The 24827-nt window shown below is 36.1% G+C and carries 19 protein-coding genes; 12 read left to right on the top strand and 7 right to left on the bottom strand.

Features of this window, described 5'->3' with window-relative positions; genetic code table 11:
- On the bottom strand, positions 1–933 hold the full coding sequence (gene opp1B / locus FDO66_RS02370; RefSeq protein ID WP_141430806.1) for a nickel/cobalt ABC transporter permease: 933 nt from the start codon (positions 931–933) through the stop codon (positions 1–3).
- Positions 934–1076: 143 nt separating this feature from the next.
- Positions 1077–2684 (bottom strand): nickel ABC transporter substrate-binding protein, encoded by a 1608-nt coding sequence (gene nikA, locus FDO66_RS02365; protein ID WP_141430805.1) that lies wholly within the window; start codon positions 2682–2684, stop codon positions 1077–1079.
- 1127 nt (positions 2685–3811) lie between these two features.
- Between nikA and FDO66_RS02360 the strand changes: the two genes are divergently transcribed.
- From FDO66_RS02360 to FDO66_RS02320, 9 genes are all read left to right on the top strand, one after another.
- Positions 3812–4996 (top strand): trans-sulfuration enzyme family protein, encoded by a 1185-nt coding sequence (locus FDO66_RS02360; protein WP_141430804.1) that lies wholly within the window; start codon positions 3812–3814, stop codon positions 4994–4996.
- Between the two features lie 475 nt (positions 4997–5471).
- A complete protein-coding gene (gene solA / locus FDO66_RS02355; protein ID WP_141430803.1) occupies positions 5472–6596 on the top strand; it encodes an N-methyl-L-tryptophan oxidase in 1125 nt (374 codons plus the stop codon).
- 259 nt (positions 6597–6855) lie between these two features.
- The gene (locus FDO66_RS02350; RefSeq protein WP_141430802.1) at positions 6856–7659 is read left to right on the top strand and encodes a MerR family transcriptional regulator; all 804 of its coding nucleotides are present in this window, start codon (positions 6856–6858) and stop codon (positions 7657–7659) included.
- Positions 7660–8010: 351 nt separating this feature from the next.
- Positions 8011–9216, top strand: coding sequence for a trans-sulfuration enzyme family protein (locus FDO66_RS02345; RefSeq protein ID WP_181444415.1), 1206 nt, complete (start codon positions 8011–8013; stop codon positions 9214–9216).
- A gap of 234 nt (positions 9217–9450) precedes the next feature.
- On the top strand, positions 9451–10200 hold the full coding sequence (locus tag FDO66_RS02340) for an AraC family transcriptional regulator (protein ID WP_141430801.1): 750 nt from the start codon (positions 9451–9453) through the stop codon (positions 10198–10200).
- A 107-nt stretch (positions 10201–10307) separates the two neighbouring features.
- Positions 10308–11024, top strand: coding sequence for a haloacid dehalogenase type II (locus FDO66_RS02335; protein ID WP_141430800.1), 717 nt, complete (start codon positions 10308–10310; stop codon positions 11022–11024).
- A gap of 8 nt (positions 11025–11032) precedes the next feature.
- Positions 11033–12403, top strand: coding sequence for a 4-aminobutyrate--2-oxoglutarate transaminase (gabT, locus tag FDO66_RS02330; RefSeq protein WP_220095144.1), 1371 nt, complete (start codon positions 11033–11035; stop codon positions 12401–12403).
- Positions 12391–13827, top strand: coding sequence for an aldehyde dehydrogenase family protein (locus FDO66_RS02325; RefSeq protein WP_141430798.1), 1437 nt, complete (start codon positions 12391–12393; stop codon positions 13825–13827). The genes gabT and FDO66_RS02325 overlap by 13 nt, the downstream gene beginning before the upstream one ends.
- Positions 13828–14131: 304 nt before the next feature.
- The gene (locus FDO66_RS02320; RefSeq protein WP_141430797.1) at positions 14132–14758 is read left to right on the top strand and encodes an NAD(P)/FAD-dependent oxidoreductase; all 627 of its coding nucleotides are present in this window, start codon (positions 14132–14134) and stop codon (positions 14756–14758) included.
- Positions 14759–14881: 123 nt separating this feature from the next.
- On the opposite strand, the gene FDO66_RS02315 is transcribed toward FDO66_RS02320, so the two are convergent.
- The 3 genes from FDO66_RS02315 to FDO66_RS02305 are packed head-to-tail and all read right to left on the bottom strand — an operon-like array spanning position 14882 to position 16891.
- Positions 14882–15361: a flavodoxin domain-containing protein gene (locus FDO66_RS02315; protein WP_141430796.1), complete on the bottom strand. Its 480-nt coding sequence runs from the start codon at positions 15359–15361 to the stop codon at positions 14882–14884.
- The gene (locus FDO66_RS02310; protein ID WP_181444414.1) at positions 15361–16239 is read right to left on the bottom strand and encodes a hypothetical protein; all 879 of its coding nucleotides are present in this window, start codon (positions 16237–16239) and stop codon (positions 15361–15363) included. The genes FDO66_RS02315 and FDO66_RS02310 overlap by 1 nt, the downstream gene beginning before the upstream one ends.
- A 28-nt stretch (positions 16240–16267) precedes the next feature.
- The gene (locus FDO66_RS02305) at positions 16268–16891 is read right to left on the bottom strand and encodes a TetR/AcrR family transcriptional regulator (protein ID WP_141430795.1); all 624 of its coding nucleotides are present in this window, start codon (positions 16889–16891) and stop codon (positions 16268–16270) included.
- 278 nt (positions 16892–17169) lie between these two features.
- On the opposite strand from FDO66_RS02305, the gene pdxR reads away from it, so the two are divergent.
- Together pdxR and FDO66_RS02295 are read left to right on the top strand one after the other, a co-directional pair.
- Positions 17170–18675, top strand: coding sequence for a MocR-like pyridoxine biosynthesis transcription factor PdxR (pdxR, locus tag FDO66_RS02300; protein WP_141430794.1), 1506 nt, complete (start codon positions 17170–17172; stop codon positions 18673–18675).
- A gap of 46 nt (positions 18676–18721) precedes the next feature.
- Complete coding sequence (locus FDO66_RS02295; protein WP_141430793.1) at positions 18722–19918, top strand: aminotransferase-like domain-containing protein; 1197 nt, start codon at positions 18722–18724, stop codon at positions 19916–19918.
- An 82-nt stretch (positions 19919–20000) separates the two neighbouring features.
- On the opposite strand, the gene FDO66_RS02290 is transcribed toward FDO66_RS02295, so the two are convergent.
- On the bottom strand, positions 20001–21569 hold the full coding sequence (locus tag FDO66_RS02290) for a glycoside hydrolase family 32 protein (protein ID WP_141430792.1): 1569 nt from the start codon (positions 21567–21569) through the stop codon (positions 20001–20003).
- 190 nt (positions 21570–21759) lie between these two features.
- The gene (locus tag FDO66_RS02285) at positions 21760–23211 is read right to left on the bottom strand and encodes a glycoside hydrolase family 68 protein (protein ID WP_141430791.1); all 1452 of its coding nucleotides are present in this window, start codon (positions 23209–23211) and stop codon (positions 21760–21762) included.
- 383 nt (positions 23212–23594) lie between these two features.
- Here FDO66_RS02285 and FDO66_RS02280 point away from each other — a divergent pair, with 383 nt between their 5' ends.
- Positions 23595–24803, top strand: coding sequence for an MFS transporter (locus FDO66_RS02280; RefSeq protein ID WP_141430790.1), 1209 nt, complete (start codon positions 23595–23597; stop codon positions 24801–24803).
- Positions 24804–24827: the final 24 nt, after the last annotated feature.

The raw sequence follows: 24827 nt of genomic DNA, 5'->3' as shown, positions 1-24827 counted from the left end.
TTATGCCTCCTTTCTTAATCGTGGATCAATCATATTGTTAATCACATCAACCAAAAGATTACAAACAACAAACATAACAGCCATAATTAAAATATAAGCTTGAATAATAGGTAAATCTGAATTAAAGATAGCCGTTACGCATAATCGGCCAATGCCTGGCCATGCAAAGATATTTTCTACAACTACAGTTCCTGCAATCAGTTTTGGAATAGACATTCCCAAAGCAGTAATAGAGGTTTGAAGGGAATTTTTAAACACCTTTACTATTATGGTGCTTTCCTTTAGTCCTCGGACCTTCGCATATAAAGTAAAGTTTTCATTTTTATTTTTAATCATATTATTTCGAATAAGGCGAACATACGTCGAAATATATACAAATGATAGAGTAACAGCTGGCAATATGATCGAGCTTGGTTTTTCCATCCCACTCGTATCAAACCAATCTAGTTTTAATGCAAACAACCACATTAGCAAGATGCCTACCCAAAAGTTTGGCATTGCATTACTTAAAAATACTATTCCTCTCAGAACTTTATCCACAACACTTCCTTCATAAATAGAGCACAACACACCTATGACTATACTTAAAAACAGGATTATGATAAGGGCAGCTCCAGCCAGATAAAGTGTTGCTGGCAGCGCTTCAGCGATTTCATCTATCACTGGCTTATGAGTCACAAAGCTCATACCAAAATCGCCTTTTAAACTATCCATTAGCCAATTACTATACCTAACTAAAAACGGCTTATCCAGCCCCAGCTCCTCTCGCATATCTTGTATCATTTCTTCTGTCGGTGAATTAACCTGATTTACTCGAAGGGCAATTTCTGCTGGATCACTGGTTCTTAAATTAATAAGAATGAAAGCTAAAAACGATATCCCGATTAAAATTGGGACGACAGCGATCGCTCTTTTTAACATATAACTATTCATATTATCCCTCCTCTATTGGTCATTTTTTAGCACTTAGCCCCGTAAGACTAGTCAAGTTCTAGCGAAATCAGGATTTTCCTTCGTGATTCGTTTTACGCTTGTAAAGACTAAACAGGGCATCCATGCCTTTCTTCTATAAAAAATTATTCAAAACTCATTTTTTCAAAAGGTATTTCATATTGAGATACGTTAAATCCTACACCTTTAAGATCTTTGGTATAAAGAACTTTTGTTACAGAATAGGTTAGTGGGATATAGACTCCTTCTTCATGTATATAGCTTAAAATATCTTTATACATCGCTTTACGCTTTTCTTCACTTTGCTCTATCATAAGATCTGTAATCGTATTATCTAGCCATTCTTTTTTCTCAAGACCTACTTGGGTTTGATAATCACCAGTCGCTGGAATTCGCCATGAAGATACAAACGTATGAGGATCATACGGCAAGCCCCATGAAAGAGAGTACATCATATCAAATTCACCAGTTTTTTGACGATCTAAGAACGCTTGTTTTTCTTCACCTGCAATTTTAAGGCTAACACCAATTTCTTTTAGATCATTCAACATAGACTCACTGATTGTTCGTTCTTGTGCATTATCTGAATTATAGTATATGGTTACTTCAAGCTTTTTGCCGTCTTTATAGCGATATCCATCTTTACTTAATTCCCATCCATCTTCCGTTAATATTTTTTTCGCCTTATCTGGGTTATATTTGATTCCTTTTAAACCGACATTAGCATATGGTAGGTTCTTAGCCATTAATGTATCAGCTGTTTTTTCAGTTCCATTAAGTATCCCATTCGCTACAGCATCCTTATTAATCGCATATTGGAACGCCTCACGAACTTTTTTATCATTTGTAAATTGAGCATGTGCATTTAAAAGGATCGCACGTGAAGCAATCGGATCGCTCATAATCGTTTTGTATGTGCCTTTATCTTTTAATGCTTGGAAAGAGTCATTGTCAATCACGTCCCCATCGGAACCAAATAAAAGATCAATTTCCCCCTTTTCCATAGCAATAAGGATCGTTTGTGCGTCAGGCATAACCTTCCATTTTACAGATTGAATTTTTGGTTTATCACCCCAGTAATTTTCATTCGCAGTAAATAAAGCATATTGATCTTTTTTATGTTCAGTTAATTTATAAGGGCCTGTCCCAGCATAACTTTGAACGCCATTCGCAGTTGTTCCATCGATAAAACTATTTGGTGAAATCATGCGGAACGGTCGAGTAAGTCCAAGCTCTGTAAGAGTTGGATAGTAAGGATGTTTTAGAACCAATTGGAATGTATTTTCATCCACTACTTTTGTATCTGCAATCTCAAGAATTAAATTGATCCAAGAGTGTCTTTTTATATTACCTAGTAAAGCATCAAAATTTAATTTTACCGCTTCAGCATTAAATGGAGCTCCATCTGAAAAAGTGACGCCTTTTCTAAGATGGAAAGTGTATACTAAACCATCCGGAGAGATATCCCATTTTTCAGCTAATGCTGGTTTAATTCCATCTTCGGTATTCTTAACAAGTGGCTCAAACACCATATTTTGAGCAGCCATTTCTCCAGCATATAAATGCGGATTAATATCTCGAATATCCTTTGTACTCGCATAGACTAGTTCATCTTTAATACTTTTCTCTGTTGTTTTTTGAGAAGTAGTTTCTTTCTTACTAGTGCAACCAGACAATATGACAAAAGCACAGCATACTAACATTAAATAAAATTTCCATTTTGTTTTTATCATGTTTTATTATTCCTTTGCTGTATATTTTTAATATTCTGTTATTTTTAAATATTGAAAATTTTAAGTCCGCAAAAAGCCATAAAAAAATTTATTTAGAAAGATCCAATTCTGAGTATGAAATTTAATAATCTTATTTTTAGGTAAAATGATTTAGCAGCATAATTTGACAAGATTCTTTGTTGAAGATGTCTCTATGATTTGATTACAAAATAGTGAGGTTAGTTCTTTGTATACATTTTATTGTATCTTTTTTAGAATATTTGTACATTTTTATTATTAATTCACAGAAAAACAGATAATAATTAGGATTATTTATCTACAAAACCCTCTATTTTATTCCTCCTTTCACTTTTTAATATTTCCCTTGGCCAAGGGTTTTTTACAATATTATCTAGTATTACTTTTAAAACAAATGATTTGAATATATAATTAGAAAATTTTTCTAATATAATAACTTTAACACTGTTGTTAAGTTGTTTAACACAACAATGTGAACTTGGTATTCAGTATATAAACTGCCATGATTAATTGTCAATATGAAATCGATAAATAAATTTAATTTTTTATAATTTTACAATTTTTACGCTTATTTATACATCTTTCAAATAGGCTGTCATTATCCCTCTATGTATCTCTAGATTTTAAAGAAATCTCCTTTTGCAACTTCTTCATTAAACAGTACATAGGTTGGAGTGAACTTGTTGCAGCAAATGAAACTTCGAGAAACCAGGTGGAGATCTACTCTAACTACTTAAGAAAAGCACAAGACGCTTGGAGCTAGACAGACACAGTCTATTTATACTTTTTTACCTTTTGAAAAATCCTATCTACTCTTCGGTTAGGGGTGTGACCTTAACCATTATCCATGAAGAGATAACCATCCAAGTGGCTCTCGGTTTTTTATTTCTTTCTTCGTGTTGACTATGTAGTAATCATAGAGTTTATAATCATTGTATCTACTAAATTTGTTAGGAATTGTCTGAAATATTTTTAGAAAATTCACTTTTTTGATCGTATGATTCTATTACACCTTCATTCGACATTTACACCCTAACAATATAAAATAGAATCCTTATACATCATCATTAGACGTATAAACTTACTACGGATAAAAGGAGGCAATTAATATGGGAGAAACAAATTTTAGCAGGGAAACAGAAATATTAAATCAAGGGGCTTATTTGAAAGGAAGAGCAGATTCTCCTGAAACAGCTCCGCTTTACTTAACAACTGCCTTTAATGTTGAGGATTTAGATGATTTAGAAGATATGTACTCCGTTCAAGGTTACACTTATATCAGAACGAGAAACCCAAATCGTAATGCATTGGCAGAATTAGTTACATACCTGGAAAAGGGTGAAAAATCACTTATTTGCAGCTGCGGGATGGCAGCCATTTCCACTGCATTACTTTCTATATTAGAGCAAGGGGATCATGTACTGTCAGATAAAACGCTGTATGGTGAAACCATTGATTTATTAGAAGGTTTTTCAAAATTCGGTATTAGTGTCACGTTTATTGACTTCACTAATATTGATGAAATAAAAGCTTCTATTAAACCAAATACGAAAGTACTCTACACAGAAACGATTTCCAATCCTATGATTACCGTTGTTGATATTGAAACTGTTGCAAATATAGCCCATGAGAATGGAGCGAAATTAGTTGTCGATAACACTTTTACAACATCCCTAGCTATTAGGCCTATTGAAAAAGGTGCCGACATTACAATTAACAGTTTAACGAAATTTGCTAATGGACATAGTGATGTTGTTATTGGTTCTATTACTTCTACTGATGAAATCATCAAAAAAGCATATAGTTTACAAGTATTGTTAGGAACAACTGCCAATCCATTTGATGCCTGGATGTGTCAGCGTGGCATGCGTACGATGGACCTTCGTGTTCAAAAGCAAATGGACAATGCTGCCAAGCTAGCAAAAGCCTTGCAAGAGCATCCATGCGTTTTAAAGGTGCACCACCCCAGTCTTGAAAACCATCCTCAGCACGAATTAGCCAAAAAAATATTTGAAAACGGATATGGCGGAATGCTCAGCTTTGAAATGCCGAACGACAGAGAAAAAATCAATGCATTTATGCGTCGATTGAAAATAGTTCATTACGCAATGACCTTAGGTGGTTATCGTTCTACTATTTCTCATCCAGTAAGCTCTTCACATTATGCCGTGCCAGAAGAAGAACGTCTGAAGATGGGAATTACTTTTGGTCTAATGCGTGTATCTGTCGGTATTGAAAGTCCGGACGATCTAATTGCTGATTTCTATCAAGCACTTGATGTATTTAAAGACTAAATGTTAAAGGTAGGAACTCTACTTTTATCCGAGTTTCTTCTATATATATATATTAAAATTACCAAAATAATTTTACTTTCAAAAATACAAACTCTATTTAATGTATAGAGTTTGTATTTTTTTAATTATTATCTTTGGGCTTTTTTATCAAATAAATAAATTGAAAATTCTGTTGACTCTTTAGCAGCGATAGAGTTTATATTTATTTTTAAGAAAAGCCCCCTTTTGATTTTTGAATCATTTAGCATAAGTTCCTGCTACCTTGAAGCTACGCGTCAAGGCGTGGGAAACCATATTTCCTACGAATGATTCAAAAATTGCTTTTATCAACAGTACTTTTTAACAAAGCCTTAAGAAAAAAACTTTTAAATATATATTCAATTAATCCACATAGTTTTAATTAGATTATTCTAAATTTTCATATTTTAATAAATCTTCAAAACAGACGTTAAAAGGTTAAAGGAGGAATCTAAATATGGATGCAGATATTGGGGTAATAGGAATTGGAACAATGGGCAGCATGGCCATGTGGCAGCTTGCTAGTAAAGGTGCTTCGGTAATAGGATTCGAACAATATGGTATAGGTCACGACCGATCAGCTGCTGGAGGCGAAACCCGCATTTTTAGAACAGCCTATCAATCGGGATTAGAATATATACCGATATTAAAAGAAGCAAAAGAATTATGGAAGCAGCTAGAATCAGAGACAAAAAATCACTTATATACTAAAACGAGCGGACTAGCTATCGGAAATCCGCAAATAAAGTCAATGAAAAATATGCTAGAAAGCATTAAAGAGTTCGACTTAGATCACGAAATATTAGCTTATGAAGAAGCAAAAAAAAGATTTCCACAGCATAAACTCTTACATGATGAAATCGTGATTCTTGATAAAGAGGCTGGGTTCCTTCGTCCTCAATATGCAATTGTATCTGCAGTTCAACGAGCAGAAGAACTCGGCGCTATTGTTCACAGCTACACTCGTGTAGAAGAAGTCTGTTCCGAGGGCAATGGTGTAAGAGTCCGAGCTGATGGAAAAGATTATATGTTTGGCCAAGTTCTAATTTCTACTGGGCCATGGGCAAGAGAGTTTCTACCTGATTTTGAACAGCAAATTGAAGTTCGTCGATTAGTCAACACTTGGTTTACTTCCAAAAATTTAAGTTTATTCACCCCAGATAAATTCCCTGTTTTTCAACGAGAAACAAACGGAGTGATATATTATGGTTTCCCAACGGTCGATGGAGCTTCTGTCAAAATAGCAATCAGCAGTCACAAAAAAGATAAGATTAACGGTCCTAATGATATAAATAGAACGGTTGAAATTGAGGAGCTATCAACCATAAGACAGACCATTCGTGATTTTTTACCTGACCTTTATCCTGATCCCATTCGTGTAAGCGCCTATATGGAAGGATATACTCCTGATGGTCATTCTATTGTAGGAAGATTGCCAAATGAAAAAAATATCGTTGTAGCTTGTGGTTTTTCAGGCCATGGTTTTAAAATGGCCCCAGCCATTGGGAAAATTACAGCGGATATACTTTTAGAAAACGAAACGACATGTTCAATTGACCATTTATCTCCAATAGGTTTCTAGTTTGAAGGAAAGCGCAAGCGCCTTTCCATCTCTTCTTTATCCGTGTTTCTTCTATTATATATAGATTTCTATTTTCTATCTTAACGTTAATTTTCAATATTCGATAAATAATGTTCTTGATTTTTTAAAAGAAAAACTCTATTCTAAGTATAGAGTTTTTCTTTTTTGATATTATTTTAAAATTCATCTCGAATAAGGCAGAAAATATAAATCAAGTATACTATAGAAAAAGCCCGATGGCACGAAAGGAGAAATATTTGTGAAAGACCTCTATTCTATCGGAGAAACAGCAAAATTAATGGGTATTTCAGTACAAACACTTCGCCATTATAGTAAACTTCAATTAATTAACCCAAGGTATATTAATCCTGAAACAGGATACCGATACTATTCTGTCGATCAGTTTCACTTTATTGATCGTTTAAAGTATTTACAGAATTTCGGGCTGTCCCTCTCTGAAATTGATACCATTCTCACCGATGGCAGTGTTGATACCCTTCTTCCATTTCTAGAAAAGCAAAAGCAATTATATATCCAGGAAGTAAAAAAAGCTCAGGAAACGGTCGAAGATATTCAGTGGTATATCGACTATTTTAAATATATTGGACAAGATAGCTTCCCAGATGTTCCTTATAAATTGATGTTGGATAAACGTTATATGGTTGCAGTACCATGTTTGCCGGAAGAAAGCTCAGCAGCCTATCATATTCGATTAAATGAAATAAAGAGCAGTAAAAATTTCAAAGCTTTAAAGTATAAGCGTCAATTTTCGTATATTGCAGATTTTAGTCAATTAATAGGCAAAAAGCTTAAACCCACTCATCTAGGGATGTTTTTAAAAGAGGCTCCAAAGGTTCAATCAGACTATATTATAGAAATTCCGGCAGGAGAATATTTATGTTTCCGAGGGCGGATTCTGACAGATCAATGGAATCCTGCTCTTGTTTCATCTTTCTTCCAAAACGGACCAAAGCCTACATTGGTGTTAGCCAATGAATATGAAGATAATTTAATGGAATACTCTCAATGTATGTATGAGGTGCAAATTCTTCTGCCTTCATAGAAAAGCGGAAATGCCCGTATAGCGAAGTACATGAGTCGCTGGACGCTGAGCTAGACACCAGTCTACTACAAAAACGTATCCTTTCTTGCATATTAACCAATCAGCAAGCCCGTATTATTCGCGGCTTGCTTTTTTTCTTTTTATAATAATTTGAAAATTCTGTTGACTCTTTAGCAATGATAGAGTTTATAGTGTTTGTAATAAGATTGAGTGCTGAGTAAATCAAATGTGCCAATGACGTACTTATCCTACTGGTCAACACCACATAAGATTTAATGAATTTCTCAGTATTTAAAAGGAAACAACAAAGTGTATAAAACAAAAAAATGATATTAAAAAGGAGACAAAGCAATGGAAGACATGACATTTTCAAGAGCATCTGAATTACTCTATAGAGGTAAAAAAGTAAAAGGAATGGATTTAAAGCCAGAGGCTACTCCTTTATTTTTAACAACTGCTTTTACAATGGACTCTTTATCAGAAGTAAAAGATACTTATGCAGAAAAAGGATATACATATATCCGTACGTGCAATCCAAACCGTGATATGCTTGCAGATGCAGTATCTTACCTTGAGGGTGGCGAAAAGTCCCTAATTTTTTCTTCTGGTATGGCGGCCATCACGACGACTTTAATGACTGTACTAAAACCAGGTGACCATATTATTTGCAACTCCGACATCTATGGTGAAACTTTTGATGTTATGACTATCCTAATGAAAAAATTTGGTGTTGAGTCTGATCTAGTTGACTTAAGCTGCCTAGAAACCGTTCAAAAAACAGTAAAACCAAATACAAAAATGATTTATACAGAGGTTATGAGCAATCCAACAATGGCTTTAGCAGATCTTGAAGGGCTTGCTGAAATTGCCCATGCAAACGGCGGCTACCTCATGGTAGACAATACCTTTACTACACCACTCGCTATTCAACCGATTGCATGCGGAGCTGATATCGTCATTAACAGCTTAACAAAATATGTGAATGGCCACAGTGATGCTATTGGAGGATCCATCACCGCTTCCGAAAAAATCATCGATGAAATTCATCCAATTCGTATGCTTTGCGGAACTCCTGGTGATCCATTCAGTTCATGGATGATTCTAAGAGGTTTACACACAATTGAGCTACGTGTTCCAAAGCAAATGGAAACAGCAGCAAAGCTAGCGAAAGCACTTGAAGATAATCCATTCATATCAAAAGTAAATCATCCAAGTTTAGAGAGCTTTCCTCAGCATGAGTTAGCTAAGAGAATGTTCACAGACAAAGGCTACAGCGGGATGCTAAGCTTTGTTGTTCCAGAAGATATGGAAAAAATCGATGCATTCATGAAAAAACTAAACTTCGCCCACTATGCACCAACACTTGGCGGACTTCGAACAACATTAAATCATACCGTTACATCTTCTCACAGCCATGTTCCTGACGATATAAGACGTCAAATGGGCATCACACCTGGAATGTTCCGTCTATCAGTAGGTATTGAAGATGCTGACGATTTAATTGCAGATTTCACACAAGCACTTGAAGTGTTTAGAGAGGTAAAAGTTACAGTCTAATCCACAAAGTTATGATTATGATTAACAGATTTCAATCCATGTAAGCTAGAAGGCCTTTTCGATCATCGATAAGGCCTTTAAAAAGATAAGAAACTCATGTGGCGGAAAGTATACGCCGCCATATGAGTTTCTTATCTTTCTAAAACATTCATTATTTCCCATAAATGATCTTTTTTATACGAAACAGCTCTAGTGATTACTTGATTTTAAAACAATAAAAGGGAGTGTTACATCATGACTGAATCAAGAAAAAAAATTGTTTGCGAAAAAAGAATTTATTCAGGTGAAAAAAATACTCATAGTCATTCTTATTTCCAGCTGCTTCTCCCTCTAAAAGGAGCTATGCAAATAGAAACAAAAGATTTACGAACAGAATTAAAGTCTGATCATCTGTTTTTAATTACTCCAAACAGCACTCATAGTTTTTATTCAGATGTTCGAAATGAATTTCTCGTATTAGATTTACCCGAATCATCTATTCCAGCAAAATTTCGAAAACAAAAGCTGGGCGATCAATGCCTAACACTCGATAAGAAATGGGAATCGATTCGTTATTTATTGTTAAATGAGTCTCAAAATAATGACGGTGCCAATCACAGGCTGCATACATTAATGGAATACGCATCCGAGTTTCTATTCCATTCAGGAAATAAGTCTCCCTCAGTTGAATATTTACATCAAAACTATTATGAAAAGATTACCGTTGAACAGCTTGCAGAAATTGAAAACTTTCATCCTTTTTATTATACACAATGGTTCAAAAATAAATTTGGCATGTCTCCAAGTGAATATATTCAATTTCTTCGTATGGAAAAAGCAAAGCAATTATTAAGAGAAACGGATTTTACTATTTTAGAAATTGCTTTAGAGGTTGGCTACAATCAAGCTAGCTCACTAACAAGATTATTTCTTAAACTATATAATACAACACCAAAAGATTATCGATTATCACACAAGAAAGAGACAAAAACATCTTTGATATAGAAAAACAAATAAAAATAAGAGCCTTTATACTTTAAATATAGAGATTTTATTTATCAAAAAAAATGAATTATACACTTCAAAATTCTAAAATACAGGAGGAATTATAAATGACTGCACCTAAAGCGATAACGTTTGACTGTTTTGGTACTCTAATTGATTGGGAAGGTGAAATTCAAAAGGTTTTTAAGAAAATTTTAGCGAAGCACGGTATTGTTGATGCCGACACAAAAGCGTTGCAAAGACATTGGGAAAATCGTCAATTTGACTATATTCAAGAAAAATATCGTCCATATAAAGAAGTGTTGAAAAATACGCTCCCAATGGCATTTGGTGATTTTGGATATCCATTCACTGAAGAGGATTGTATCGAGTTCTCTGAATCAATGGGACAATGGCAGCCATTCGCTGATACAAAAGAAGCGTTACTAGAACTAAAGAAATACACGAAAATCGTATTAATTACAAATACTGACGATGCAATCATTACAGAATCAGTAAAACAAATCGGCGTAGAATTTGATGAGATTATTACGGCTGAACAAGCAGGAGCTTATAAACCAAGCCATAAGGGCTTTCATTTAGCACTAGAACGTTTAGGTTTAGATAAATCAGAGGTTTTACATGCTGGATTCGGGTTTAAATACGACGTTGTACCTGCTACTGAACTAGGCTTTAAGACATGCTGGATTAACCGTCAGGGCGAAGTTCGACCAGTTGATGTTCAAGAAACATACCTAGTAGGTGATATGGCAACATTTGCTCTTCTTATAAAAGCGATGGCAGAAACTGAAAGTATCAAGTGGGAGAAAGAGCTAGTTAAATAAGATTAAGATTGGGCTTCGTAAATGAAGCCCTTTTAATGAATAAAAAAGAGGTGAAGCAAGAAATGAATGTACAAATATCCAATAAAGAACAATTGCTTCAAGATTGGGATCAATATGTAACGCGAGCAGTAGCAACAGCAGAAAAAAACATTGCTGTAAAAGCACATGGATGCTGGGTAGAGGATATCGAAGGAAAAAAATATCTTGATTTTGCCGCAGGGATAGGCGCTTTAAATATGGGACACACGCCTAAGCAAGTGGTTGAGGCTATCCAAAAACAAACGGCTGAATTAATCCACTCTTGTTTTAGCGTAATCGGCTATCCTTCTTATATTCAATTAGCGAAGAAATTGACAGAAATTAGTCCTATAAAAAATTCAAAGGTTTTTTTGGCTAATAGCGGGGCTGAAGCAGTAGAAAATGCCATTAAAATTGCGCGTTATGCAACAGGCAAAACAAATGTGATTGCGTTTCGAAATGCATTTCACGGTCGTACCTTTTTGACAATGACTTTAACAGGGAAATCTAAACCGTTTAAAAGTAATTATGGACCACTTGCTCCTTACATCCATCATGAATACTATCCTTATCAATATCGTTCTCCATTTGGCAGTACGGAAGAGGAAGTTGTTGAAAAATGCCTCGAACAGCTTGAAGAGAATATCAACTCTATTTATGCTCCTGATGATATTGCCGCTATTATCGTAGAGGCCGTTCAAGGTGATGGAGGATTTGTTGTCGGGCCTGCTGGATTCTTACAAGGATTACGCAAGCTTTGTGATCAATACAATATTTTACTTATTATAGATGAAATTCAAACTGGCTTTGGACGTACTGGCAAGATGTTTGCCATTGAGCATTCTGGAGTAGAGCCTGATTTAATGACTGTTGGAAAGTCATTATCTTCTGGTTTACCACTTAGTGCAGTTATAGGAAAAAAAGAATTAATGGATGCCCCTGGACCAGGCGCGCTAGGAGGAACATACGGAGGAAATCCTGTAGCTTGCTCCGGTGCTTTAGCCGCTATTGATTTCCTAGAGGAAAACAATCTTTGTGAACGGGCAAACAACATCGGTGGACAAATCATGAAACGTCTAAAAGACCTTCAAAAAAGATTCCCACAAATTGGAGATGTCCGAGGAATTGGTGCCATGAATGCAATTGAAATCGTAAAGGATCCAGTAAGCAAGGAACCAGATGCTGAATTAACAAACCGTATACTCAAGTTTTGTCATCAAAATGGTTTACTGATTATTAAATGCGGACAACACGATAATGTGATTCGTTTCCTAGTTCCTCTTATTGCAACAGATGAAGATGTACAAACAGGGTTAAATATAGTAGAGCTTGCCTTGGAGGAAACAGCGTGGAAAAATTAATTAGCATTTACTCCAATGGAGAATGGATCGTATCCTCTAATGATAGCAAACTAGAAGTTTTTAACCCTTGGAATAATGAGACGTTAGCTACGTTAGTTGAACCTACTGTTTATGAAATCGACCAAGTCATACAAAATTCAGTTGAAACGTTTCGTGCAAAAAAACTTAATCCTGATCAAAGGTTTGAGATTTTATCCAAAGTCGCAGCTTTATTAAAAGAACGCAAGACTGAAGTAGCTGCTGTGATTTCAAAAGATAACGGCAAGCCAATCCGAGATGCTGAAATCGAAGTGTTACGAGCTGCTAAAGCTTTTCAGGATTCAGCTGAAGAGGCGAAAAGAATTCACGGCTATACAGAAGAATTATTACCGCCAGCAGGAGCTGATTATTCGCTTGGATTAACAGTACGAGAACCAGTAGGCGTAGTTTGTGCGATTACTCCTTTTAATTTTCCATTAGCTTTAGCAGCTCATAAAATTGCACCTGCTATTGCTGCCGGCAATACAGTTATTTTTAAACCATCTGAACAAACAACAAGAACAGGTGAGCTTCTTGTTAACCTACTAGCGGAAGCTGGGTTGCCGAATGGATTTCTTAATATGCTAGTAGGTACTGGGAAAAATGTAGGAGATGTTTTATTAGACGATGAAAGAATCAACTTTTACTCGTTTACTGGCAGCGCCAAAGTAGGACTGCATATTAAGAATAGATCAGGATTCCGAAGAGTTGCTTTAGAATTAGGGTCCAATGCACCGAATATTGTTCATCATGATGCCGATCTAGAACAAGCTGTAAAAACATTAGTGAAAGCATCCTTTGCATACGCCGGTCAGGTTTGTATTTCTTCTCAGCGTATTTATGTTCATTCGGATATTGCTCTAACATTTATGGATCGATTCGTTCAATTAACCAAAGAGCTACAGTTAGGTGATCCAATGTTAACGACTACTGACGTAGGACCTGTTATCAATCAAGTCCAGGCGGAACGAATTGAATCCTGGATAAAAGAAGCGGTTGCAGAGGGAGCAAAAATCTTATATGGCGGGGACCGTAATGGATCAATCATTACCCCTACCATCATAGTAGAAGCTGACAGCACAAGTAAAGTCATGTGTGAAGAGATTTTCGGTCCAGTTGTTAATATTCAGGTTTATGATGATTTAGATGAACTGGTTGAAAAGGTTAATACAAGTAAATATGGTCTCCAGGCAGGTGTTTTTACAAGTAATATCCATACAGCAATGGACCTTGCAAGAAGATGTCATGTAGGTGGAGTCAATATAAATAATGCATCAATCTCAAGAGCGGACTCAATGCCTTATGGTGGTGTAAAGCAAAGCGGTATCGGGAAAGAAGGTCCTCGATTTACCATTGAAGAAATGACAGATGTTAAAGTGATCACGATTAGTACAACAAAAGCATAATCGCCAAGATCAACCTCAGGAAGTAAGCTCCGTTTACTCCCCTATATAGATGTACAACCGTTTCCTGTTCAAATAGGAAACGGTTTTTTTACCACCGGTGCGAAAATTTGAAAGAGTTCAATTATGTAGAGTAACTTATTTTTCTGAACTTAACAGGAACATTCTTAAAATTCGAAAAAATCTTTACATACCATACTAAGGTATACTATAATTAACTTAATGTAAAAAGCAAACGGGATAGTCGTATTGTATTTATGTAACCTCATTGATAAGGGTAGTAACTAAAAAGCAGGAGGAAATCATTATGGAGAGCAATGAAAAAAAAATTAAAATCGCGGTAAACGGCGGAATCCAATTCGGAGCAAAATTATCTGCCAAACAACTTATTGTTCTTGCGAAATACTTAGATGAAGGAGAAGAGCTTGAATTAACCACTTTCCAACAGTTATATATCGAAATTCCTGAAACTAAGAAAGAGGAAATCATAGCTGAATTTGAACAAGCTGGTTTGAGCTGCTACCCAATCGGAAATTATGTGAAAAGCTTACGCACATGTAATTTCTGCAAAGGAGCAGAGGAGGAAGGAATGCCCGTTGCGATTGAACTAAACCGAAGAATCGCTGGCACACCTGTGCCTTTTACATTAAAACCTGCTTATACAGGATGTCCAGTTGGCTGTGGTGAACCTTTAATAAACGACATTGGCGTGATGAAAATAAAAGACACCTACAACCTGTATGTCGGTGGAAAATCAAAAGGAAAAGATGCGGTTACAGGCAAATTACTGCTTGAAAACTTAAATCCAGAAGACTTATATTCAGCCGTAGAAAAAATTATTGACTTATATAGTCAACAAGGTAAAAAGCGCGAACCACTCTATAAGTTTGTGAAAAGAATCGGAGAAGATGCTCTCCTTGAGCATATAAGTTAATTAATAATTATTGTAAACAGCTATCTCCCACCTTAGGTTTAGAGGTGGGAGTCTTATGTGGTTCAAAGCATTTCGACGACCCCGTCTTTAATCTTTCGTACAAGGGTTTGTCTAATTAAAGCTTTAATTTACAGACATTTTTTTTGCAAATACTTCAATTTTATCCTCGGCTATTTTTGAAACACTCTTTTTAACACCTTTTGAACGCATGACTAGTTTTTCAAGAAAGTTCAGTTTTTCATAATTAATTTCAAATCCAAAAATTTCTTTTGTCGTTGCATGCTGATATAGTTCATCCGGATAAGCTTCGATAAGCTCTTTCTCCCTTACATCCGAATCCTTCTCTCCAGCGCATATAAATAATCCTATATTTTTTGTTAACAAGGTTGATAAGTTTTTTACGGTATAGTTTGATAGTTTCTTCTGTATTTTTCCAACGTAGATAGAACCACCCAATATAACTCGATCATATTTTTCAAGAGAAGGAATGCTTTCCTTCATAATGTTGAATAAATCAACGCGACCACCCATTTTTGATTTCAATATTTGTGCGGCTTTTTCCACACTTCCGTATTTCGTTGCATATATTATGATTGTTTTCATCACAGACTCCTTAAATTGGATTCTTTAATATTTTTCATAATTAAAATCAGACAATAAATCATTACCATATTAAAAAGAGGAAAGACTATGATCTCGATTAAACTTACTTTTACCCCCTCATAAATCATGTTAACTTCCATCGCTGTAATGGCGGCAAGCATGGTACCTGCTTTAACAACAATGATAGATGCAAGGAGATATCCAATTGGTTTTCTTTTAATAACTAATACACCTGATAAAATCGCTACAGGAACCACAAACCCTAAATCTAATGCTTGAATGACTAATGTTGTATACTGTTCTAACTCAACTGGTACTGTTCCATTTTGAAGTGGCAGTACTATCCGACCAACCCACATGAACCCAATAGCCACCGCAATGAATATAAGCATACTTCCCAAAAACTTTACAGGTAGATTTTCATTAAAATGTGAAGCTATATTTTCTATATCAAATGACATCATGGTCAATGTAAAAGCGAAGAAGCTAGCAGACATTAAGATAACATCAATCAGAAAAAAAGAATTAAATATTGAAAGAAATGTGTAAGAGGTATAGGTATATAAAAAATAGCCCAAAGTTCCTGCAAGTAGTAGTTTTCCTTTAAGTAATCCTTTTCTAGTTAAATAGATTGCGACGATAAGTAACGGAATGCCTGCTACCAATGTTACGATATCTTGGGCTATCGCTTGGGATGCCACTGAAACTGAATCGTTTTCGTATAATCCTTTCCCATATGTTTGTACAGTTTGTCCATGTAATGTTATAAATTCCTGCTTTCCTTTGCCTTGATCTGAGAATACTCCGTACGTAGAAGCAACTAATGATAATACAATAATGACGACAGAAAGAAGACTAATAGATTTTTGGAATTTCAATTTAATATCCCCTTACTTTATTAGGTATTTAACATTTACCTAGAACCACTCGATCTACCATTACTTTTATATGCCGCTCAATTAGATTTCTCCGCTGTTCCCTAGAAATGTCTTTTTCGATGATTAGCCTAATAATAAGCCCAAAGGTAGCCGCCCATATGATTTGTGCAGTTAACTCAATAGAGGAATCTTCAATCGTATGTTTGCTGTAAATTTCTTTTAACGACTGGCATAGCATTCCAATCGCAGCTCTCTGATTCGAAGCACCTTCGAAAAGCACAGATGTATGCTCTAGTATTCCTGGCGAAGAGTTCAATAAAATCGTTTGGTATTCGTCAGGCATTTGCAAAGCCAACTCTATATACCTAAGTAACCCTTCCTTGAGTTTTTCTTCCGGTTCACCATCAAAGGATTGCAATGATGAAAGTGTATCGATGATATTTTGATATCCTCTTTTCATTATTTCATGAATGATTTCATCTTTATCTTGAAAATAGTGATAAATAATAGCTGGTGAATATTCAATTTTGTTCGCAATTTTTCGAATAGATAGGTTGTCTATTCCCTCTTCTTTCATAATTTCATGTGCAGCTTTTAATATAAGCTCTCGCCTTTCTTCTCTTTCACGTTGTTTGCGTTCTTTTATACCCAATATAAAACTCCTTGTTTAACGATATTAAACTTCGTTTTATTTTTAAACACTGTTCAATAATAATTTAGCATTTCATTATTTGAATGTCGATCTGTTAAATGCTTGTATATTGTGAACTTTTTTCGAAAGTTATGTTTACTAAAAATAATACTTATACAACCAGAAAATTGGATTGCAAAGGATTATTCCAATTGGTTATTTTCCAATGATTAAAACGTGGTATGATAGGAATATCTTTTAGAATTTTCTGATGATTGGTTCCTTTTGGAGTGATAATATTGCGTATTACAGTAGACAAAAACTTGGCCATCCCTGCTTATGTACAAATTAAAAAAAGAATCCATGAACTCATTCTTTCAGGTTCATTGCCAAAAGGATTTGTTCTACCACCAGAACGAAAGCTTGCCTTGAAAATAGGAGTCAGCCGAAGCACTGTTATCAAAGCCTATGACGAGCTAAAAGCGGTTGGTCTTGTCGAATCTCATGTTGGAAAAGGTACAATTGTTACGGCAGATTTAGAGGCTGAAGGCACAGATGAGGATCTTGTGGTATTGCCCGTTTCATGGCATTCCTATTTTAATGAGAACCTTGATTCAACAAATGACACGGTTAGTGGTCTAATGAATATGGATGGAAAAAACGTGATTTCTTTTGCAGCAGGTATTGCAGACCCTATGCTTTATCCTACCGCTCAGCTTCAAGAAATTCAAAATAGCTTTGGCGGTTCCTTTACAAAAGAGATGCTGAACCTCAGTGCGGTTGAAGGTTATTTCCCTTTAAGAGAGAGCCTATGCCAGCTTATGGAAGGAAGAAGTATTTCTGCTACCGCTAAAGAGATGATGATTCTTTCCGGATCGATGCAAGGCATCGATTTTGCCACCCGGACATTTCTTACACCTGGCGACATCGTGATCGTGGAAGAACCTAGCTTCTTGCAAGCTCTTCAGTTGTTTAAAGCAGCTGGTGCCAAGGTGATTAGTGTTGCGCTTGATAATGAAGGAATCCGAACGGATATGCTAGAAGTGCTTCTCAAAAGGCATAAGCCAAAATTTATTTATACCATTCCAACTTTTCAAAACCCTACGGGAATAGTCATGAGTATGAAACGAAGGATCGAGCTGCTTCATCTAGCGTATAAATATAATGTGCCGATTCTTGAAGATGATCCTTATGGTGAACTCACTTTTTCAGGTCATTCCTTACCTCCATTAAAAGCGTTGGATCAGCATGGATATGTGATTTATCTAAGTACTTTTTCCAAGGTTCTTTTTTCAGGAATGCGAATTGGCTGGGTCGTAGCGCCTGCACCAGTAATCAAAAAATTTGTGCTTTTAAAGCAAATGGCCGATCTTCATGTCAATACACCGAGCCAATATCTTTTAGATCGTTTCTTACGAAAAGGCTATTATGAGAAGCATCTTTCACTGATTACAAATGCATACGTTCGAAAAAGAGACGTCATGGTAAAAGCTTTAAAGGAAAAACCAGAACTGTTACATTTTAATATTCCTGATGGGGGCTACTATCTATGGTGTAAGCTTCCTCAAGGGATTTCTCAAACAAAATTATGGAATGCTCTTTCATCCAAAGGGGTCATTTATACTCCAGGAAATGTGTTTTTTTCTCACGAAAATGAGGGGGGCACCTATATTCGCCTAAATTTCACCTATGAATCAAACGAAAATATTGAAAAAGGCATTTCAATTTTATCAGATGAGATTCAAAAGCTTAATCAACATAAATTGGTAGATGATTTCAATCAAAACAGTAATCCAATTGTTTGAATCTTCTCTAACTGTAAAAAATAAAAACTTAGTGGGGTATGTTTAAATGGACAATAAATTTGCCAAAAGAGCTGGATATGTAAAATCTTCTGAAACACGTGAAATATTAAAGGTAACGGAAAGACCAGAGGTGATTTCCTTTGCTGGAGGCCTGCCTGCACCAGAGTTATTCCCAGTTGAAGAAATCAAAGCTGCCTGCGAAGCTGTATTAACAGAGGCCGGCGCTGCGTCCTTACAATATAGTACGACAGAAGGATATGTTCCTTTAAGAAAAGCGATTTGTGAAAGAATGAAAATGATTGGCATTGAATCACCTTTTGAAAATGTGTTGATTACTTCAGGGTCACAGCAAGCCTTAGATCTAACGGGAAAGCTTTTTATCAATGAAGGTGATATTGTCCTATGTGAGAGTCCAACCTATCTTGCAGCCATCAATGCGTTTAAAGTTTATGATGCTAGCTTTGTTGAAGTCGCAATGGACGAAGACGGAATGATTATGGAAGAGTTAGAAAAGAAGCTGAAGCAGCATCCAGAAGCAAAGTTTATCTATACCATTCCGGACTTTCAGAACCCAACCGGAAGGACAATGACGCTTGAAAGAAGAAAGAGAATGATTGAGCTCGCTAACGAGTATGATGTTCTCATTGTAGAGGATAATCCATACGGTGCTGTTAGGTTTGCTGGAGAAACACTCCCACCAGTGAAACATTTTGACACAGAAGGCAGAGTCATTTATATTAGCACCTTTTCAAAAATCTTTACCCCTGGTCTTAGACTTGGTTGGATTTGTGCGAACCAAGCTTTTATTGATAAATATGTTGCCTTCAAACAAACAGCTGACCTACATACTGACAGCTTTGCTCAAATGATAGCTGCCAAATATATGGAGCTATACGATATTGAGGCTCATATTGAAAAAATAAAAGATGTTTATAGAGAAAGAAGCGCAGTCATGTTTTCTTGTATTAATGAATTTTTTCCGAAAAATTTATCCTACAGCTCACCAGAGGGTGGATTATTTATTTGGATTGAGCTTCCTGAGTCTATTGATTCAAGAAAAATCTTCGATGAATGCTTAAAAAACAATGTAGCTTTTGTCCCTGGAATCCCATTCTTTCCGAACAGTGCTCAGAAAAATACCTTCCGTTTAAATTACTCAAATATGCCTAAGGAACGAATCATTGAAGGCATGAAGCGGATCGGTGATGTATTGCATCGTGAGTTAAAGGAAGAACTCGTATAAGATATCCTATATTATACAAAAAAAGTGCTAGATCTCCTACGTGAAAGGAGCTTGGCACTTTTTTTATCTACATCTCTTTATTTCATTCATGTATACTGTCAAAGTGTTTGATCTTAACATCTTTAAAGATCGCCGTACCACCTTCAGTAAAAAGGGTAATCCCTTTATCGTCTAATTCCGGGAATATTTCATTGGAATAAACGACTTTTCCATCATCAACAAAGACTTCAATGCTCGTTTTATCGACGAGGATCTTTAAGTGAACGTTCTTCTTATTGACGTCAAATGGCGCCCTGCTTTCAACATATTTATTACTTTGATCAGGCTGCCCCGTTAGTCCTCTATTCACATAAGAATATAGACCATCGACAAAAATACCTACATCAACATGGCGTTTTTTGTCTGCTGATTCTCGAAGCCTCACACCGACATTTTTGAGCTCTGACCAAGATATATCAGCATCAAACTGGTACGCATCGCCTGTTACGTTAAGCATTTTAGAACCATCTACCTTAATTTGATTAAAAGAATCCGTTACACCCGCTAATTGATTCAGTGCTTCAATAGGCTGTGAAGTCAGTGTATATGTGCCATTGTCTGCTTGCACTAATTTTATTTGACGGACAATCGAATCCAATCCGTTAAAATCTTCTTTCAGCGTTGGCGTATTATGCGGATAATCCCAATTATTCATCCAAGCCAATGCATAACGATGGTTGTATGGATCACTGCCTTCCCCTTCTTCAAACGTGACAGCCCCGTACCAGTCAAATCCATAATCTAGCCACTGGGGTTCATTGTGATCTGGGGAAAATGCTTTTCCATCAAAGCTTCCAGTCCAATAGGCGTATGTGTTTGGCTTCCCTATCGACTTCCCATTTGCGCTGGCACCAAGTACCCATTTAAATGTCCCATCATTTGCTCTCATGATATAAAGATCGGGACATTCTACTATACCGATATTTTCTGTTAAGAAGCTGCTTGTATAGTTCCAATCTTTTAAATTATTGGATTCATAAAAACCTATTTTCATTCCTTCTGCCAATGTCATTACCCATTTGCCTGCTTGCTGATCCCAGATGATTTTCGGATCTCTAAAATCCTTTGTCCCTGGATTCGGCATAACAGGATGATCACTAAATGATGTAAACGTTTTTCCTTTGTCCGTACTGTACCATAAATTTTGTTCCTGCTTCCCTCCATCAGCAGAAGGCTGGGTTACGATGGCCACAAGGGCGCCTTTTCCAAAGCCTGCTGTATTATTCTCATCCACAACGAATGAGCCTGACCATGGATCACCGTTTTTGTTTGTATATTTAGGGATGGCTATCCCTTCATCTTTCCAGTGCACCAAATCCTTTGATGTCGCGTGCCGCCATTCTGTCCCATTTCCATTTGGATAATCCCGATTATAGAGATAATAATAATGATACTTTCCTTCAAAAAAAATCGGCCTCTGGGGATCGTTCTTCCATTTGTCAGGAGTAGTAAAATGATAGTTCGCTCGATAGGTGGGCTTATGATTAGATATAATCGTCTCTTTCTTCTTATTCTTTTCCATTTCCTTATTTTTGTCTGAATGATAAATCATTAAACCTACTGAAATTAATATACTTATACAGATAATGATTACACCTAACCATATAAACATTTTCTTATTCCTCAATTTGAAACCTCGCTTTTTTTCTTGATCATCTCGTTTCAAGAGAAAGAAACGAACTTACTAAATTATACAAAAAGAAAATGCCAATTGAATATTGACATTTTCTTTTCGTTAGATTTATTATGTTTTTTCAATACCCTCTAGTAGATAGAAGGCAAAAATTAATTATTTTTATTTATTACTCAACTGTTAATTGACCTTGTTCAAGGATGCTGTCTTTAACAACCGATGTTTTAGATCCTTTAATGTTCACTAAGAAACTTGGTGCAAAAGTAGCTTTATGATCTGCAAAGTAGCCTCTGTTTGTCATATAGCTTGTGATTACTACATTATCACCTTTAACTTGTGGAATTGCAAAGTGAGCATAAGTCCAAGTGATGTCATATGGATTTAGATCTTGATGTAATACAAGTCCTGTTCCGTTTAATGGTTTGTATGGTCCAGTGATTGAATCTGCTACATATCCTAGCATGTAGATGTCTTCTTTATCGATGCCGTCAACGAACATTTTAGATCCACGTGTATCTGTAAATAAGTACCATTTTCCATCTTTTTCGAAAATGTTAGCACGTTCAATTTCATCTGTTACTAAATTAGATGCAATAAGCGGCTTCATTACATTTTTCAATGTATAATCATCATTTAATTCAACGATACCAAGTGCACCATTTGCTAATGAAGAGTAATATTTGTTTGGACTTTGAAGCAATTTAGCTTTCTCCGCTTCGAAGAATTTGTTGCTTCCGCCATAGAAAGCTTTATTATTGAAAGATTCTTCTCCTTGGTAGCCTGTTTCTGTACCTGTATTTGCTTCAAAAACAAGGTATTTGCGGCCATTGTCTTCCACATAATGAGGATCTCTCAATGTATGGTTGTCATCAAAGTTGCCATTTCCGAAAGCTTGGTTCATAGTTTGGTAGTTTTTGCCGTCACCATCAAAGATTGATTTGAAATCTTCTACGCCATCCACTTTAAGCGTGTTGCCGTCTGGTTGAGATACATTGATTTGAGCTGTTGTTAATGTTTGTTTACCAAAATATCCTTTTGATGCATCCCAGATTGAGCGATTTGTATAGAACAAGCGAACTTTTCCATCAGAAGTAAAAGTTGCAGATCCAGACCATTCTTCTGCTTGATTATGAAGAATAGGATCATTTGTATTAAATTTATCGCTGTCTTTAAATACTCTTCCAGCAGATTTCCAAGCGTCAATTGAATTATCACCTATTTTTTTATAGAACAAGTAAACAAATGTGTCCCATCCTCTTTTAGGGTCTCCTGCTAAACCAAATACGATCTCGTAGCCATTATAGTTTGCCACTGTGCCATCTGCGTTTTGAAGAGGCCATGTATCCCAAACATCTAAATTAATGAGGTTTCCAAACTCATCATAACCTTTTGCAGATTCAACGTTCTTAATTTTTGATGCATCAAATTGTGGCACTTTAAATTGCTCATTTGTTTGTTGCGCAGGAATTTTCAACGCATCAAAACGTGTAATGTGAGAAAAGCCATAGTCTTCTTTGTAATCCACTTTTTCGCTTGCAAATGCTTGAACTCCGCCTCCCACTAGTAAGGCTGTAGTAAAGGTTACTGCGGTTGCTTGCTTAACAATCTTCTTGAAATTCATCACTTTCTCCCTCTCTACTTATAATTTTTTTATTTTTACTCTTAAACAGAAAAAGACCTAAAATTCCTGTGCGTGCCTTCCAAAAGAGGAAGATCCGTACACGGATTTTAGGTCATGCCTGCTTAACAGTAACAATCCAACTATATTTTCTTGTTTTCTCTTGCTGACATCATCATAGTACATTCGACAAAAAACTACTATAGACTAAAATTCCTCTTTTGGTTAAAGATAAAACAAAGGATCTTCTACCTATTTTATGAATATTTATTCCAAATGACAGTAAATATTACCTTTTGTCTTGACAGCTGTTAATAAAAGAGGAAAATAGGAAATTAGATAAGGAAAAATTCATCAAATAATGTCGATTATTAAGGGGGGGAATCATGATTACATCTAGCAAACGTGCAGAGAGAAAGCTTCTAGGAATTGCTGGACTAGCTTGGCTTTTCGATGCGATGGATGTGGGCATTTTGTCATTTATCATCGCTGCATTGAAAACAGAATGGAGTTTAACACCTGAACAAATGGGGTGGATCGGGAGTGTCAACTCCATTGGCATGGCAGTTGGGGCACTCTTCTTTGGGTTTATCTCTGATCGGATTGGTCGAAAATCGGTATTAATTATAACTTTATTACTATTTTCACTTGGTAGCGGTGCTTCTGCCTTTACTACAACGTTGAGCATATTTCTCATTTTCCGCTTCGTTATTGGTATGGGATTGGGGGGAGAGCTTCCCGTTGCATCCACTCTTGTTTCAGAAAGTGTCTCTGCTGAAAAACGAGGACGAATCGTTGTCCTGCTTGAGAGCTTTTGGGCTGGCGGCTGGTTGATTGCTGCGCTTATCTCTTATTTCATTATTCCTGACTTTGGTTGGAGAACAGCACTCATTATTAGTACATTGCCTGCCTTTTATGCCATTTATTTGAGATGGCATCTAGAAGACTCAAGCCGATTTATTTCGTTGCATGAAAAAACGACTAAACCAAGCTTTTGGGGAAATTTCACTAAGGTTTGGTCAAAACCGTACATTCGGCCTACACTCATGCTTTGGATTCTATGGTTTTGTGTCGTATTTTCCTATTATGGCATGTTTTTATGGCTTCCAAGTGTGATGGTATTAAAAGGATTTAGCTTGATCAAAAGCTTTCAGTATGTATTGATTATGACGCTGGCTCAATTGCCGGGCTACTTTACAGCTGCTTGGCTGATCGAAAAAATGGGAAGAAAATTTGTATTAGTAACGTATCTTATTGGAACAGGACTAAGTGCTTATTTCTTTGGTACAGCAGAAGCATTGCCGCTGTTAATGACATCAGGTATCTTTTTGTCCTTCTTTAACCTTGGGGCGTGGGGAGCACTTTATGCGTATTCTCCTGAACAATATCCGACGATTATTCGCGGAACGGGAACAGGAATGGCTGCCGCTTTTGGTCGGATCGGAGGCATCTTAGGTCCATTATTAATCGGTTACCTTGTCGCACAAAAAGTATCCATCAATTCTATTTTCACCATTTTTTGCATCGCCATCCTCATAGGCGCAGCAGCGGTGTTGCTGTTAGGTAAAGAAACGAAAAATCAAGAGCTAGCATAGGAAATGATAAGAGGGTGATCAAAG

The organism is Bacillus sp. 03113 (assembly GCF_006546985.1).
Taxonomy (GTDB): Bacteria; Bacillota; Bacilli; order Bacillales; family Cytobacillaceae; genus VATK01.
The sequence above is the reverse complement of the archived record's forward strand: the minus strand, read 5'-3'. Positions and strand labels throughout refer to the sequence as shown.

Coding starts and splice junctions, on each gene's coding strand:
- opp1B (WP_141430806.1), bottom strand. CDS start 933: ATGAATAGTTATATGTTAAAAAGAGCGATCGCTGTCGTCCCAATTTTA.
- nikA (WP_141430805.1), bottom strand. CDS start 2,684: ATGATAAAAACAAAATGGAAATTTTATTTAATGTTAGTATGCTGTGCT.
- FDO66_RS02360 (WP_141430804.1), top strand. CDS start 3,812: ATGGGAGAAACAAATTTTAGCAGGGAAACAGAAATATTAAATCAAGGG.
- solA (WP_141430803.1), top strand. CDS start 5,472: ATGGATGCAGATATTGGGGTAATAGGAATTGGAACAATGGGCAGCATG.
- FDO66_RS02345 (WP_181444415.1), top strand. CDS start 8,011: ATGGAAGACATGACATTTTCAAGAGCATCTGAATTACTCTATAGAGGT.
- FDO66_RS02340 (WP_141430801.1), top strand. CDS start 9,451: ATGACTGAATCAAGAAAAAAAATTGTTTGCGAAAAAAGAATTTATTCA.
- FDO66_RS02335 (WP_141430800.1), top strand. CDS start 10,308: ATGACTGCACCTAAAGCGATAACGTTTGACTGTTTTGGTACTCTAATT.
- FDO66_RS02320 (WP_141430797.1), top strand. CDS start 14,132: ATGGAGAGCAATGAAAAAAAAATTAAAATCGCGGTAAACGGCGGAATC.
- FDO66_RS02315 (WP_141430796.1), bottom strand. CDS start 15,361: ATGAAAACAATCATAATATATGCAACGAAATACGGAAGTGTGGAAAAA.
- FDO66_RS02295 (WP_141430793.1), top strand. CDS start 18,722: ATGGACAATAAATTTGCCAAAAGAGCTGGATATGTAAAATCTTCTGAA.
- FDO66_RS02290 (WP_141430792.1), bottom strand. CDS start 21,569: ATGTTTATATGGTTAGGTGTAATCATTATCTGTATAAGTATATTAATT.
- FDO66_RS02285 (WP_141430791.1), bottom strand. CDS start 23,211: ATGAATTTCAAGAAGATTGTTAAGCAAGCAACCGCAGTAACCTTTACT.
- FDO66_RS02280 (WP_141430790.1), top strand. CDS start 23,595: ATGATTACATCTAGCAAACGTGCAGAGAGAAAGCTTCTAGGAATTGCT.